This window comes from Clostridium sp. TW13, from assembly GCF_024345225.1.
GTDB lineage: Bacteria > Bacillota > Clostridia > Clostridiales > Clostridiaceae > Inconstantimicrobium > Inconstantimicrobium mannanitabidum.
The window spans coordinates 1-15,466 of sequence record NZ_BROD01000001.1; the positions used below are offsets into that span (position 1 = coordinate 1).

Below are 15,466 nucleotides of genomic sequence, written 5' to 3' on the forward strand. Positions count from 1 at the left end.
GAAACCTTAGGATTAAATAATGCAGATATGGTCTTTACACTTAAGACTGAACCACTTGTAAAAGCAGGTCTTGATGTAAATAAACTTGCAGGAAGTGGCTGGACGTTTAAGGCAGCAAGTAAAGATGATATGGGTATGGGACAAAGTCCAGATGAGATAGTTAAGGTATTTAAACTTAAAGCATAGCTAATTATATCCCCTCAAAATAGGAGGGGAAAATTTTTATGTAATAACTATTGAAATTATTTCTCATTTGTACTATACTCAAAATATACCCCCCTACAGGGGTGGGGTAACAAAGGAGGTAGGCAAATGAACGAAGAAAAGAAAAAAGCACTACAATGTTTAAAAACCTCGAAGGGTCAAATTGAGGGAATAATAAAAATGATAGAAGATGGACGTTACTGCGTTGATATATCGAATCAAATTATAGCTGCTCAGGCATTATTGAAGAAAGCAAATTTATTAATCTTAAAACAACATATGGAGCATTGCGTTAAGACAGCAGTTATGGAAGATAAGGCAGACGAAAAAATAGAAGAAATTATAGATATCTTATCAAAGATAATGAACAAATAAGATTTTAATTAAATCTTTATGGAGGTGAACTTATGACAAATAAATCATTAAAAATAGAAGGAATGACCTGTGCAGCTTGTGCTAAGGCTGTAGAGAGGGCAACAAAGAAATTGGATGGAGTTTCAGAATCAAGTGTAAACTTTGCTACAGAAAAACTTAATATAAGCTTTGATGAAGGTTCAGTTTCTGTGCCAGATATTCAAGCAGCTATAGAAAAGGCAGGATATAAGGCAATTGTAGAATCAAAAAGTAAGACTTTAAAAATAGAAGGAATGACTTGTGCAGCCTGTGCCAAAGCTGTAGAAAGAGCAACAAAGAAATTAGATGGAGTTACAGAGTCAAGTGTGAATTTTGCCACAGAAAAATTAAATATAAGCTATGAGCCTTCAAAGGTTAGAGTAGCAGATATAAAGAAGGCAATAGAAAAGGCTGGTTACAAAACTTTGGAGGAAGAAGTAACTACAGTAGATGAAGACAAGGTTAAGAAGGAAAATGAAATAAAATTAATGTGGAAGAAGTTTATTATTTCATTAATATTCACAGTTCCTCTACTTACTGTTTCCATGGGACATATGATAGCTGAGAAACTAGGGTATAGTCTACCAAGCTTTATTGATCCAATGATTAGCCCTAGAACTTTTGCTCTAGTACAATTAGCGTTAGTAATTCCAGTTCTTATTGCAGGAAATAGATTCTTTAGAGTAGGTTTTAAATCTTTAATTAGAAGAAGTCCTAACATGGATTCGTTGATAGCTGTTGGTACTTCAGCAGCCTTCCTATATGGAATATTTGCAATAGTGCAGATTTTTCAGGGCAATACTGATTATGCTATGGATTTATATTTTGAATCTGCAGGAGTTATTATAACTCTTATCAGTTTAGGTAAATATTTAGAATCAGTTACAAAGGGAAAAACTTCAGAAGCTATTAAAAAGCTAATGGGTCTTGCACCAAAGACAGCCATAGTTATAAGAGAGGGTAAGGAAATTGAAACTCCTATAGATGAAGTTGAAGTTGGAGATATTATTTTAGTTAAACCAGGTGAAAAGATGCCGGTAGACGGAGAAGTGATTGAAGGAACAACTTCTGTAGATGAATCTATGCTTACAGGGGAGAGCATCCCTGTAGAAAAAAACATTGGTGACAAGATAATAGGTGCAAGTATAAATAAAAATGGTTCAATAAAATACAAGGCAACAAGAGTTGGGAAGGACACAGCCTTGGCTCAGATAATTAAGTTAGTTGAAGATGCTCAAGGTTCAAAAGCTCCAATAGCTAAGATGGCTGATATAATTTCAGGTTACTTTGTTCCAGTTGTTATGTCCATAGCTGTTATTTCAGGACTTGCATGGTACTTATCTGGTGAAACAGCAGTCTTTGCACTTACTATTTTTATTTCGGTTTTAGTGATAGCTTGTCCTTGCGCTTTAGGGCTAGCTACTCCAACAGCTATAATGGTTGGTACAGGAAAAGGTGCAGAATATGGTGTTCTAATTAAGAGTGGTGTTGCATTAGAAACTGCCCATAGGATTAAAACAATAGTATTTGATAAAACTGGAACCATAACAGAAGGAAAACCTAAGGTTACTGATGTGGTGACTGCTAATGATGTAAATAAAGACTACTTATTACAATTAGCTGCATCAGCAGAGAAAGGTTCTGAGCATCCTCTTGGTGAAGCAATTGTAAAAGAAGCAGAAGAAAAATCATTAGAATTTAAAAAGTTAGAATCTTTCAAAGCTATTCCTGGCCATGGAATAGAAGTTAAGATAGATGATAAAAATATCTTGCTTGGTAACAGAAAACTTATGGTGGAACGAAATATATCTTTAGAAAACTTAGAGGAAACTTCACATAAGTTAGCAGGAGAAGGAAAAACTCCTATGTATATAGCCATAGATGAAGAGATTTCAGGAATAATAGCTGTTGCTGATACTGTGAAAGAAAATAGTAAAAAGGCAATAGAAAAACTTCATCAAATGGGTATAGAAGTAGCGATGATAACAGGAGACAATAAGAGAACTGCTGAAGCTATAGCTAAGCAGGTTGGTATTGATAGAATATTAGCTGAAGTACTACCTCAAGATAAAGCAAGTGAAGTTAAAAAACTTCAAGCAGAAGGCAAGAAGGTTGCTATGGTTGGTGATGGTATAAATGATGCTCCAGCTTTAGCTCAAGCAGACATAGGTATAGCCATAGGTTCAGGTACAGATGTTGCAATGGAATCAGCTGATATAGTCCTTATGAGAAGTGATCTGATGGATGTACCAACAGCAATCCAACTAAGCAAGAAAACTATAACCAACATTAAAGAGAATCTATTCTGGGCATTTGGGTACAATACCTTAGGTATTCCAGTTGCTATGGGAATTCTATATATATTTGGAGGACCACTTTTGAACCCAATAATTGCAGCAGCTGCTATGAGTTTTAGCTCAGTGTCAGTGTTATTAAATGCTTTAAGACTAAAGAGGTTCAAACCAGTTAGATAAATGTAACCAAATTTGCATATAAAAATAGATTACTATTTATATATAAAATATTTAAACATAAATTTAAGGAGGAACAAAAAATGAAAAAGAAAATATTGGTTGAAGGAATGAGCTGTGGACACTGTGTTAATCATGTTAAGGAAGCTCTAGTAGAACTTAAAGGAGTAACAAATGCAGATGTAGATTTAGCTTCTAAAACAGCAGTTATTGAAGTTTCAGAAGAAGTAACTGATGATGCTATAAAATTTGCTATAGATGATGCTGGATATGAAGTTGTAGGAATAGAAACAGTATAAACAGATAACAACAGGGCCTTGGTATTTTGTGTACCAAGGCTTCTTTTTCTATGTGAAAATAGATAATAAGTTTAAATGTCCACTTCATATGAAATTACTGAAATACCTTTATAAAGTTTTTTTGCTCTTTCTTGCAAATATATCCATGCCTTTGATAAAAACTATGAGCATTTAATCTAGTAATGCCTGATGATAATCTTATTCCAGTATATCCATTTTTCTCAGCCCAGCATTCAATGGCATTTATTAATTCATTACCAACACCAGTATTTCTAAACTTTTCTTTGACAACAAATCCCAATATATTAATTAGAGAATCGGAGTAAAGTAACTCATATGGGCTTCCGTGAATATAACCAATCACTTCGTTATATTTCTCAGCAACTAAAATAATATCGTTTGTATTTTTAGTTATATATACAATTCTCTCTTTAACCTTTTCTATAGTGTATGGGTATCCTAACTCTTGATTTAGCAAATATATATCATTATAATCAGTAATTTTTATTTTTCTAATATTTATTTTTTCCACTCCTAATCCCTCTCAACTACTTTTTTTATATAGCGAATCAACACATTGACAGTTTATCTTTAAAAAATAAATTTGTTGATTTTAATATAAATATTAAACCTCTTTCTCATTACCTTACAGTACCATAATATCCTCAATTTCATGTTAAGGTGGAACTAATATTATATATATAGTTGTTCTAATTTGGTAGTTGTAAATTTATCATAAATCACCATTGCATATATGTTCATCATGTGATTTTTCTGATTCCTCATCAGTAGGTAGTTTAAATTTGATTTAGGTTACTTGTTTTTATATAGAGGAAGTATTTAGTGTGTAAATGGGAATTGAAATATATGGTATAATTAAATTACAATTTTAAAATTACATAAGTATGTTTACTAATAATATTTATTATTAGAGTTTGCAAGGGGGATATAATTATGGCTCTAAAAACAGGTAGATTTTATGATTGTGCAGAAGTTAAGATAGACACAGACAAATGTATTGTCTGTGGTCTTTGCGTAAAGGTATGTAAGGGAGTACCATTATTTATAGAAGATAACATGGTAAAGGTAGATCAGAGTAGAGTATTTGGATGTATTGCTTGTGGACAATGTATGGCAGTCTGTCCTAATAATGCCATAAAAATTAATGGTAGAGATATGAGTCCAGAGGATGTTATTGAAATGCCTAAAGCTGAAGATAGAGCTGACTATGAAAGTTTAAAATCATTAATGTTGTCTCGTAGAAGTGTCAGAGATTTTAAAAAACAAAGAGTAGAGCGTGAGGTTATAGAAAAAATATTGGATTCAGCATCAACTTGTCCAAATGGTCTTGGAAGTTCTGATGTTGAAATTCTAGTTTTGGATGGAAATGAAAAGGTTCAAGAGTTTACAGCAGATATAATCAAGGCTTTAAAAAAGAATATGTGGTTATTTTCACCTATAATGCTTAAGATTTATAGGCCATTTATGAGAAAGGCATCCTATGATTCTCTTAAAACTTTTGCTGCAACTGCACTAAAAGCATTTGTTGATAATTATGATGAAGGCAGGGATTGGCTAACACATTCTGCTCCTCTTGCAATGCTTTTTCATGTATCTCCATATGCAGATCCTGCTGACCCATATATTCCAGCAACTTATGCAATGCTTGCAGCACAGTCATTAGGGTTAGGAACTTGTATGTTAGGAACACCAAACCTTTTGCTAAATTACTTTGGAAAGAAGTTTAAAGTTAAATATGGTGTGCCACTAAAAAATAAAAATGGAATAATGGTTGTTTTCGGGTATCCTGAAATTAAGTATAAATCTGCATTGAAGAGAAGGTTTGCGGATATTAAGTTTTATTAATTAAATTACAAGTTGGTTTGAAGGAGAAATTAAAAGTATGGTATTTAGATTGGCAACAGAAAGTGATTTAGAAACTCTTGCAGAAATGAGATGGCAACATGAATATGAAGAGACAAATAATTTCAATATAACCAAGGATGAATTTATCAGCCATTGTAAAGTGTTTTTAAAAGAAGGGCTAGAGAGTAATACATGGGTATATTGGATTGCAGAAGAGGAAGGTAGTATTATAGCTAATATTTATGTGAATAGAATACGAAAAGTACCTAAACCTCAAAAATTGTTTGCGGAAATTGGTTATATAACAAATGTACATACAAAAGAAGAATATAGAAATAAGGGCACTGGAACTGAATTGCTTAATAAAGTAAAACATTGGGCTGTAGAAAATGAAATAGAGCTATTATTTCTTTGGCCAAGCAAAAAGTCAGTTAATTATTATGAACGACAAGGATTTTCTATGAAAAATGAGATATTGGAATTAGAGTTATAAAAATAATGTGATAATTAAATGCTGGGGGATTAATATGAGTAGAGTAAGAATATATTTTAAAAAGTTTTCTACAGAAGAGGATTTTCATTATTTTTCAAAGCTGACTTTTAATGAAGAAGTAATGATAATGAATTATGGAAGAGTATTTACTCTAGAAGAATCTAAAAAATTTTATCAGGGTATTTTAAGTGTGAATTCAAAACATGAAGCTTTAGGATATTTTAAAGTTTTTGAAAAGACTATAGATGATTTTATAGGACTTGCAGCAATTTACGCTGATGATGATTTGGCAGAAGCTGAGGTTGAATATATGTTACTTCCTGAATATTGGGGAAAAGGATACGGTAGTGAAATTGTTGGAGAATTAATAGAATTAGCAAAAACTGAAGGTATAAATAAGGTTATAGCTACAATAGATCCAAAGAATATAGCTTCAAGAAAGATATTAACCAATAATGGATTTAAGTCTTGCAAAACTTTCACAATAGATGATGGTTCTTTAGCAGAAACGTTAAGCAAGGATGTACTATTTTAGAGTTTTACGATATTATTATGTATGTATACTAATAAATATTAGGTAGAAGGTGAGAAGATGCATAGGCTAATATTAGGTATGCCAACATTGATTGAGACAAGCACCTTGGAAGAAAGCGTGGAAATATGTTCGGAGTTAGGTTTAGATTTTGTTGAAATAAATATGAATCTTCCTCAATATCAGATAAATACTCTTAATGTAGATAAGGCTAAAAGGTTAATGGAAGAGAAAAATATATTTTTTACAATTCATCTTGATGAGAACATTAATGTAAGTGATTTTAACTTAGATGTGGCAAAAGCATATGTAGATACAGTATTATGGACAATAGAACTTGCAAAAGAACTAAAAATACCTATACTTAATATGCATATGAATTCGGGAGTTCACTTTACCTTACCAGAGGAGAAGGTATATTTATTTGATAAGTATAAAGACGTGTATTTAGATTGCTTAAAAAGTTTTCGTGACATCTGCACTGAAACTATAGGTAATTCTGAAATAAAGATATGCATTGAAAATTGTAGTGGATACAAAAACTTCATGAGAGAAGGAATTGATCTATTGCTTGAGAGTGAAGTGTTTGGTTTAACATTAGATATTGGGCATAACTATATTGCAAATGAAGTTGATTCACAATTCATTTTAGGACGAGCCAATAGATTAACTCACATGCATATTCATGATGCAAAGAAAAACAAGGATCATTTGGCGCTTGGGACAGGTGAAATTGATTTAGAAGAAAAAATAAGAATTGCAAAAGAAAATAAGTGCAGATGTGTGCTTGAAACCAAAACCATTGCTGGTTTAAAAGAATCTGTGAAGTATATTAGGCATCTTGAAAGCACATAGGTTTATATGGTAGTATATTTGGATGTTTTAAATAATAAAATTGAGGAGATGAAGTTAATGAATTTTATAAGTGAAAATTTAATCTTAATTATTATTGGAGTAGTTTTATTCTATGCGGTGTTTAAGTTTTTAAAGGGAGTTATCAAGTTAATAATAGCAATAATATTAGCTTTAACAGTAGGGGTAAGCTGTTACAATCTTTTAATAAGTCATAAATCACTTAGTTATGAGATCAACAGATACAAAACTGATTTTAGTTATATAAGCCAAATGAAGGATATAACTGTGGAAGCAAAAGCTGATGTAGATAAAATTAAGCAAGGACAAAATGTAAAAGAAAATATTAACGACATTGTTGCTCTAAGAGATAAGGCTAATAAGCTTGATCATAGTTCAGACATTGATTTTATTCATAAGAAATATATTGGAGCTATGGATGATATCATTGTTGCTACCAAGGGTTATTCTACAGCTAAGAATGCTACGCAAGAAATAGATAAGGCTTCGAAAAGCTTAGAAATAAGTCTTAAAGATATATTTTAATGGATAGCATGAATGAATTAATAATTAAAATTGTAGATAAGGCAACAGAAAGAGTAGCTAAAGAGCTTGTGATAAAAGGATTAACTGAGCATTTTGGTAGTTATGATGCTACATTTAATCCTGATTTAGAGAGTATACTTAAATATTATACTGAAGCAGGAGAGTTGTTTTTTGTTGCTTTGGATAATGAGAAGGTAGTAGGAGCAGGAGCCTTAATTAAAGAGAACCATGAAGTTGGCAGGATTGTTCGTATGTCAGTAGATAAAGAGTGTAGAGGGCAAGGAATTGCTAAGAAAATAATCTCTTCCATTGAGCAAGCTGCTAAAGATAAAAATTATAAGCAAATAGTATTGGAAACTAATAATGATTGGTATGATGCTATAGGCTTATATAAAAGTTGTGGTTATATCCAAGTTTGTGATGATGGAACAGATGTGCATTTCACCAAAAATCTTTAATATGTATATAAAAAGACTGTAATGAGTTTATTTTTAATAGATTTATTACAGTCTTTTTGTTTAATAATTTTTAATAATTATTTGTCGATATAAGTAGAAGAAAAGACTGTAAATTATAAAGTGTGAAAAATATAAAATGTTCGCCATGTGCGCTGTATTTTTATTAATTTTGAAAGGTGCTTGAATAAGTAAATATGTGTAAAAAGATTTTTGATACAAATATAATTAATAAAGTTTTTTTTAACAATTTAATATTTAAGTGGGTATTTACATATGAAAATATCATCTTTATAAAAAGGAAAGTTATAACAACAATGTTTTAATGTAAATTAATCAAATTGTTTACTATTATTACTATTAAGTATATCTAACAAAAAACGATAATAAAATACATGTAAAACTTTATTATAGTGAAATGTTTTAATAAAATTAAAAAACGTCAAAAAATTAAAGAAGTATGGAGGTAGATGAATGAAAAAGACTTTTAACAATTTAAAAATGGCAATTAAGTTAGGAATACTAGTAACTATTGTTTCTATATTTATAGGAGTTGTAGGATTTATAGGTATTAGTGATATGGATAAGATTAATTCAGGCACATCATTATTACACAACTATAATTTAAATATTATAGAGCAAATTGATTCTTTAAGACGAGGGTATTCGGATATTAGAACAGATCTGATTAAGATGGCGTATAAGGAAAAGAAAGATGATGGTGAGAATCAAGAAATTACTCAGGAAATAGATGAATTGACTAAGAAAAATGCGGATTTATTTGCAACAATTAAGAAAATTAATGAAGCAGGAAGAATGTATAAAAGTACAGAGGGGCAGAAAGATAAGGAACTTTTAGATAAGATAGAGAGTTCATCTAAACAATACTTAGAGATGGGAAAAAAGGTATGTGATTTTGGTGTGGCTGGAGATTTTAAATCAGCAGTAACACAAATTTCTGGAGCTTCTAATATTAGAGCTGAATTGTTTAATTCACTAGATGAATTAAGGAATATAGCTACAAAAGAAGCGGATTCAATATACCAATTGAACAATAATACATATAATAGTGCTAAGGTTTTTGTTATAGGAATTACCGTTGGTGGGTTTATATTGGCAATTATATTAGGAGTATTAATAGCTACTAATATATCAAGAGCATTAAAGAAGGTAGTGAATTTTGCTGGAGATTTAGGCAATGGTGATTTAACCACTGAAATTAAGATAAATGCAAAGGATGAAATAGGAGAATTAGCAACTGCTTTAAATAAAGCAAAGGATAATATGAAGGTATTAATATCAGAAATGATTAATGGTGCCAATGACATTAGTGCAACGAGTGAAGAATTATCTGCTACATCAGAAGAAGTATCTTCAAAAATGCAAATGGTAAATGACTCAACTGAGCAAATTACAAGAGGAATTCAAGATTTGAGTGCAACTACTCAGCAAGTTAGTGCTTCAGCTCAAGAAATTGGCAGCACAACAACTGAATTAAACAGTAAGGCTAATAATAGTTTTACATCTGCTTCAGAAATCAAGAGCAGAGCAATTGAGGTAAAAGAAAAGGCTACTAAAAATATAGAAGAAGGCAATGTAATATATCTAGAAAATAAACAAAACATTCTAAATGCAATAGAAGCGGGACAGGTTGTTCAGGATGTTAAGCTTATGGCAGATTCAATTGGAGACATAGCTTCTCAAATTAATTTACTTGCATTGAATGCAGCGATTGAAGCAGCAAGAGCTGGAGAAGCTGGAAAAGGATTTGCTGTTGTTGCAGATGAAGTGAGAATTCTTGCAGAACAATCTTCACAAGCAGTAGAAAATATTCAAGAAACAGTGACTAAGGTACAAGAGGCTTTTGATAATTTATCTAAGAGTGGACAATATGTTCTAGGATATCTTGAAGATAGTGTTAAACCAAGCTATAAATTATTGATGGATACAGGTGTACAATATGAAAAGGATGCAGAATTTGTAAATGATATGGCTAAGGATATAGCAGATTCATCTAAAAAGATGAAGGAAGTTATAAGCCAAATAAATTCTGCATTAGAAAATCTTTCACATACTGCTGTAGAATCAGCTACTAGCTCAGAAGATATTTTAGCAAGTGTAAATGAAGTAAGTCATGCAATTATGGAAGTTGCAAAATCAGCTCAAAATCAAGCAGAGACTTCTCAAACATTAACTGAAATGGCTCAAAAATTTAATCTATAAAACAAATAGGCTGTTGTTTTTGCAACAGCCTATTTGTTTAAGCAAAAGTGCTTTGTATTTTATTTGAATAGATATAATGAATCTTCGCTCATTCCACCAACATGTCCTTGGAATCCACTGTTTTGATTATTTTGGTTTTTTTGCCCATTTTGGCTATTTTCATTGTTTTGAGTGCTGTTGTTTGATTGGTTTGTAGTGGTATTTTGGGTTGATGAAGTATTATTTGATTTTGATGTTGAATTAATATTTGTGTTTGAATTTTGAGTATTTGTTTTAGTTGAAGTACCACCGTACTCTGTAGGATCTATAAGTGTAGCATGTTGTTTTACATAAGATATAATCTCTGAATTTTCATTTCCGCCACCTTCACCTGATATTAAGAAGTAGGTTATCTTGCCTTCCTTAACTAGTTCTTTAAGTTTATCAAGAGTTAAGGAATTATCAGAACCAAGGAAACCACCATAGGCATAAGCTGGTAAACCTGTGTTGATTATCATTTGTGCTACTGTGTTAGATCTTTGAGCAACAACTAAGAAAGATCCTTCAGTATAATTTGATACTAGATAATTCTCAAGTCCAGATGATTTTGAAGTTGCTTTTGATTTAGTTCTAGATTTAGTATTAGTTGAATTAGTGTTTGTATTGCTAGTAGTATTACTTTTTGAAGAAGATACGCCTGGCATATTAGGTACACCCATGTTATTTTGTGATCCTAAATTAGGATCTGCATAAGGCATTGTTGTATTTGTTACATACATAACAGGTGTTAATGACCAATAAAATGGCGCTGCTAGTATTGATACTATCATAAACCCTGTAGCTACAAGAGATATTATTTTCTTTGGTTTAATGTAGTTTACTGCCATAAGGACAAGTGAAGCTATTGCTGTAACTGCCATTATAGGTAAAAGCCATGATCTTAATGCTGTATAGCTCCATACACATTTGAATTGTAGAGCCATAGTTCCAACTAATGATATAGGAAGCATAAATTGTCTCCAACTTGCTTTTAATCTAAATTCTTCGTACATTTTAACTATTCCTACACCAGCTAAAACAGCTATTTCAGGAGCCATCATACATAGGTAGTATCTGTGATAGAATCCTGCAAAGCTGAAGAATGCACCCATTGTTGCAAGCCAAGATCCCCAGAATGCTAATACACATTGTTTTTCTGTGAGTTTCTTTAAGTTTATTTTACGAATGAATACTATTATACCGCAGATTGCAGTTAATAATAACCAAGATATTTGTCCATAAAGGTTAGTACTCCAAAGTCTTGCTATAGAAGCAGTACCAATTTCACTGCTTCCCATTCCTCCGCCTTGTTGACCGCCATTTGGTCCACCCCCTTTTCCCATTTCTGGAGGGGTTCCCATATTGTTTCCTTGGCCACCCTGCATTTGTGGAGGATTTCCCATGCTATTGTTTTGACCATTAGTTGATTGATTAGCATTGTTACTACTACTGTTTTGAGTGTTATTTGTTGTTTGATTATTGTTTGAGTTATTTTGGTTGTTATTAGGATTAAAAGTATTTGAGTTTGCATTGCTATTTGTAGAGTTATTGCTGTTATTTTGATTTGGCATTGAAGGTGGATTACCATTTTCACCATTCATAGAAGGAGGGGTACCCATCTTTCCGCTACCACCACCCATTCCACCAGTGGTGCCTTGTCCAGTAATTCTTTCAAGACCGTTGTGTCCAAGTATAAGTTCAAATACAGAATTGTTAGAAGTACTGTCTACATAAGGTCTTTGGCTTGAAGGATATAAATCTACTACAGTAGCCCATGAAAAAGATACTGCAACAACTATAATCATGCTTATTATTCCAGCAGCAAAACGCTTGATTAATTTTTCTTTTGCAAAGAATAAGTACACAATTGCAAAGGCTGGAAGTATAGTGTAAGCTTGAAGCATTTTTATGTTAAAGCCTAAACCTATGAATAGTGCGGCTATAAATAAATAACGCCATTTTCCAGTGTTAATAGATTTAAATAAAAACCAAGTTGCTACAAGTAGTACAAATATTAATTGCATATCCATAGTGTTGTTACGTGATGCAACTACAACTACTGGTGTTAGTGCAAAAATAAGAGAAGAAATAAGTCCTGCTGGACGGCCGAAGTATTTTGCTGTTAGTATGTATACCATGATACAAGAGACAGTTCCTGCTAAAGCTTGAGGAAGTAACATTGCCCAGCCATGATATCCAAATACTAAAACAGATATTGCTTGAGTCCATAGACCTAGAGGGGGTTTATCAACAGAAACCATTCCTGCTGGATCAAAAGCTACAAAAAAGAAATTTTTGAAACTTAAGGTCATACTTTTTATTGCTGCAGCATAATATTCGTTGCCGTAGCCGTATTTTGATATGGCATAAAAGTTAAACCAAAAGGAAAGTATACCGATTAAGGTTAAAACTATAAGATGCCAATAATTTTTCAATAAAGGTAAAAACTTATTATTGCTGTTTTCAAGTTTTTGCATTATTAATCACTCCATATAATTTGATAAGGCATCTGAAAATAAGTATATATAAATTTACTTATTTCTCGAAGATGTCTAATATTATAATAAAAGTGTTATGTGATGGTTTTGTGTTAAAATAGTGGAGATGTAGTGAAACTTTATTTTATGGTATCAAATATGGGAGGTAATTATGAAAAAAAGTGAGTTAAGACAAGAAATAAAGGCAAAAAGAAAGTTATTTTATGAAACTGATAAAGAGCTTAAAGATAGATATGATGATGAATTAATTGAAGTGTTAATCAATGATGAGCAGTACAAAAAAGCAAAGAATATATTTTGCTATATAGGAATGGACGAGGAAATTAATACAAAGAGATTTATAGAAAGAGCTCTTAAAGATGAAAAGAATATTTCTGTACCAAAGGTAATTAAAAAGCATGAGATCAAAGCAATAAACATAAATTCATTAAATGATTTAGTAGAAGTGCCTCCTTTTGGTATATTAGAACCTAGAGATTGTAATAATGTAATGGAAGATATAGATTTAATTATAGTTCCAGGATTAGCGTTTGATAATAATGGTGGTAGATTAGGTTATGGTGGTGGATTTTACGATGCTTTTTTAGAGAAAAATAGTAAAGCTGAGACTATAGCATTATGTTATGATTTTCAGTTATTAGAGTATATACCCATGGATGAGCATGATATAAGAGTAAAGAAAATTATTTCTAAATAAACTAAAATAACTCTTGTAAAATTTTTTGATATGTGTATAATAGTATTAATAATTAAATATAAGGCATCTGAAAATAAATAACAAGTTCAAATATGCGACGGATATTTTTAGTTAGACAAGGAAACAGGTTCCGCAGATAGTGAGCTATCTAAGGGTTCTGTTGACGCAGTATAACGGAAAATAGACTAGAATATGGACTTACTTATTTTTTGAAGATGCCTAGATCGATCTTTTATCAAGAATGGTGGAGGGACTGGCCCTGTGAAGCCTGGCAACAACTAACCGCATAAGTTAGACTGTGCTAAATCCTGCGAAGATTATCTGTGTATCCATTTATACATAGAAATTTTTCGAGAGATGAGAGATAGTGAATAGGCTTTTTCTGCTTTTGAAAAAAGGCGGTAATATAACCATATGTACATGCTTATTAGCTACTTTCTTATCTTAATTGATAAAAAAGTAGCTTTTTTATTTATCAAAAAACTGGCTAACATGATTTTACATTGGGGATATTTAGTTATAGGAATATCAAAATAAATAATAAGTTCAAATATTCATCATATATGGACTTACTTATTATTTGAAGATGCCTAAATAATACAAGGGGGCTTTTATATATGAGTAAAGAATGGAATTTTGACACTATTTGCGTGCAAGGAGGATACAATCCAAAATCAGGTGATCCAAGAGTTGCACCACTTTATCAAAGTACAACCTATAAGTATGACACACCAGAAGATTTAGCAGGATTATTTGCATTAACAAAGGAAGGTCATCTTTATACAAGAATAAGTAATCCAACAGTAGCTGTTTTAGAAGATAAGTATACACAGCTAGAAAAAGGGGTAGGTGCTGTGGCAACAGCTTCTGGTCAAGCTGCAATACTTTTAGCGGTTTTGAATATCTGTGAAGAAGGAGATCATATTCTTTCTAGTGCTACAATTTATGGGGGAACATTTAATTTGTTCAATGTAACATTAAAAAGATATGGTATAGATGTTACCTTTGTTGATCCAGAAGCAGATGAAGAAGAGATACTTAAGGCAGCAAAACCAAACACTAAATTCTTATTCGGAGAAACTATAGGAAATCCAGGACTTAACATATTGGATTTTGACAAATTCTCAAGAATTGCAAAGAAATTGGATATACCATTTATAGTTGATAACACAGTAGCATCACCTTATTTGTGCAATCCATTTGATTTTGGGGTAGATATAGTGGTACATTCCACAAGCAAATATTCTGATGGTCATGCTACAGCTTTAGGTGGAATTGTAGTAGATGGAGGAACCTTTAACTGGGATAACGGTAAATTTAAAGGATTAGTGGAACCAGATGAAAGTTATCATGGAGTTAAGTATGTTGAAACCTTTGGCAATGCAGCTTATATAACTAAGTTAAGAGTTCAAATGCTAAGAGATTTAGGAGCAAGTCCAAGTCCTTTCAATGCATATCTTACAAACCTTGGACTTGAGACTCTACATTTAAGAATGGAAAGACATAGCTACAATGCATTGGAGCTTGCTAGATACTTAGATAAGAATCCAAATGTAAGTTGGGTAAACTATCCCTTCCTTGAAGGGAACAAATATTATGGAAGAGCTCATAAGTACTTAAAGACTGGAGCGTCAGGCTTGCTTACTTTTGGAATCAAAGGTGGAGTAGAGGCTGCTACTAAATTTTCAAAGGGCTTAGAATTAGTAGCACTAGCAGTACATTTAGGGGATGCTAGAACATCATTATTGCATCCAGCAAGTACTACTCACAGTCAATTATCAGAAGAGGAGCAAATTAAGAGTGGGGTAGCTCCAGATCTTATAAGAGTTTCAGTGGGAATAGAAAAAGTAGAAGATTTGATTAGAGACTTTGAAAAGGGCTTTAACAAATTGAAATAAGTAATAAGCAATAGGCAATAG

General features: G+C 31.9%; 14 protein-coding genes, 1 pseudogene and 1 riboswitch. Of the genes and pseudogenes, 13 read left to right on the plus strand and 2 right to left on the minus strand.

The window, feature by feature from the left end:
* From OCU47_RS00005 to OCU47_RS00020, 4 genes and pseudogenes are all read left to right on the plus strand, one after another.
* Positions 1–186: pseudogene (locus OCU47_RS00005) on the plus strand (hypothetical protein); the annotation flags it as partial.
* Between the two features lie 126 nt (positions 187–312).
* Positions 313–579, plus strand: a complete 267-nt coding sequence (locus OCU47_RS00010) for a metal-sensing transcriptional repressor (protein WP_261826580.1) — start codon at positions 313–315, stop codon at positions 577–579.
* Positions 580–611: 32 nt separating this feature from the next.
* The gene (locus tag OCU47_RS00015; protein ID WP_261826581.1) at positions 612–3,071 is read left to right on the plus strand and encodes a heavy metal translocating P-type ATPase; all 2,460 of its coding nucleotides are present in this window, start codon (positions 612–614) and stop codon (positions 3,069–3,071) included.
* A gap of 80 nt (positions 3,072–3,151) precedes the next feature.
* Positions 3,152–3,367, plus strand: coding sequence for a heavy-metal-associated domain-containing protein (locus OCU47_RS00020; RefSeq protein WP_261826582.1), 216 nt, complete (start codon positions 3,152–3,154; stop codon positions 3,365–3,367).
* 94 nt (positions 3,368–3,461) lie between these two features.
* On the opposite strand, the gene OCU47_RS00025 is transcribed toward OCU47_RS00020, so the two are convergent.
* A complete protein-coding gene (locus OCU47_RS00025; RefSeq protein ID WP_261826583.1) occupies positions 3,462–3,899 on the minus strand; it encodes a GNAT family N-acetyltransferase in 438 nt (145 codons plus the stop codon).
* Between the two features lie 422 nt (positions 3,900–4,321).
* Between OCU47_RS00025 and OCU47_RS00030 the strand changes: the two genes are divergently transcribed.
* The 7 genes from OCU47_RS00030 to OCU47_RS00060 all read left to right on the plus strand — a co-directional run bounded on the left by OCU47_RS00030 (position 4,322) and on the right by OCU47_RS00060 (position 10,334).
* Complete coding sequence (locus tag OCU47_RS00030; protein ID WP_261826584.1) at positions 4,322–5,233, plus strand: nitroreductase family protein; 912 nt, start codon at positions 4,322–4,324, stop codon at positions 5,231–5,233.
* A gap of 37 nt (positions 5,234–5,270) precedes the next feature.
* A complete protein-coding gene (locus tag OCU47_RS00035; protein WP_261826585.1) occupies positions 5,271–5,726 on the plus strand; it encodes a GNAT family N-acetyltransferase in 456 nt (151 codons plus the stop codon).
* Positions 5,727–5,760: 34 nt separating this feature from the next.
* Positions 5,761–6,261 carry a GNAT family N-acetyltransferase gene (locus tag OCU47_RS00040; protein WP_261826586.1) on the plus strand — a complete coding sequence of 167 codons (501 nt, stop codon included), beginning with the start codon at positions 5,761–5,763 and terminating at the stop codon, positions 6,259–6,261.
* A gap of 57 nt (positions 6,262–6,318) precedes the next feature.
* The gene (locus OCU47_RS00045) at positions 6,319–7,113 is read left to right on the plus strand and encodes a sugar phosphate isomerase/epimerase family protein (RefSeq protein ID WP_261826587.1); all 795 of its coding nucleotides are present in this window, start codon (positions 6,319–6,321) and stop codon (positions 7,111–7,113) included.
* A gap of 57 nt (positions 7,114–7,170) precedes the next feature.
* Positions 7,171–7,656 carry a hypothetical protein gene (locus tag OCU47_RS00050; RefSeq protein WP_261826588.1) on the plus strand — a complete coding sequence of 162 codons (486 nt, stop codon included), beginning with the start codon at positions 7,171–7,173 and terminating at the stop codon, positions 7,654–7,656.
* Positions 7,656–8,114, plus strand: coding sequence for a GNAT family N-acetyltransferase (locus OCU47_RS00055; RefSeq protein WP_261826589.1), 459 nt, complete (start codon positions 7,656–7,658; stop codon positions 8,112–8,114). Before OCU47_RS00050 ends, OCU47_RS00055 begins: the two co-directional genes overlap by 1 nt.
* Positions 8,115–8,585: 471 nt before the next feature.
* Positions 8,586–10,334, plus strand: a complete 1,749-nt coding sequence (locus OCU47_RS00060) for a methyl-accepting chemotaxis protein (protein WP_261826590.1) — start codon at positions 8,586–8,588, stop codon at positions 10,332–10,334.
* Positions 10,335–10,393: 59 nt separating this feature from the next.
* On the opposite strand, the gene OCU47_RS00065 is transcribed toward OCU47_RS00060, so the two are convergent.
* Positions 10,394–12,829 carry an ArnT family glycosyltransferase gene (locus OCU47_RS00065; RefSeq protein WP_261826591.1) on the minus strand — a complete coding sequence of 812 codons (2,436 nt, stop codon included), beginning with the start codon at positions 12,827–12,829 and terminating at the stop codon, positions 10,394–10,396.
* Positions 12,830–13,001: 172 nt separating this feature from the next.
* Between OCU47_RS00065 and OCU47_RS00070 the strand changes: the two genes are divergently transcribed.
* Positions 13,002–13,547, plus strand: a complete 546-nt coding sequence (locus OCU47_RS00070) for a 5-formyltetrahydrofolate cyclo-ligase (protein ID WP_261826592.1) — start codon at positions 13,002–13,004, stop codon at positions 13,545–13,547.
* A 229-nt stretch (positions 13,548–13,776) separates the two neighbouring features.
* Positions 13,777–13,911: riboswitch (SAM riboswitch) on the plus strand.
* A 253-nt stretch (positions 13,912–14,164) separates the two neighbouring features.
* Positions 14,165–15,445, plus strand: a complete 1,281-nt coding sequence (locus OCU47_RS00075) for an O-acetylhomoserine aminocarboxypropyltransferase/cysteine synthase family protein (RefSeq protein WP_261826593.1) — start codon at positions 14,165–14,167, stop codon at positions 15,443–15,445.
* Positions 15,446–15,466: the final 21 nt, after the last annotated feature.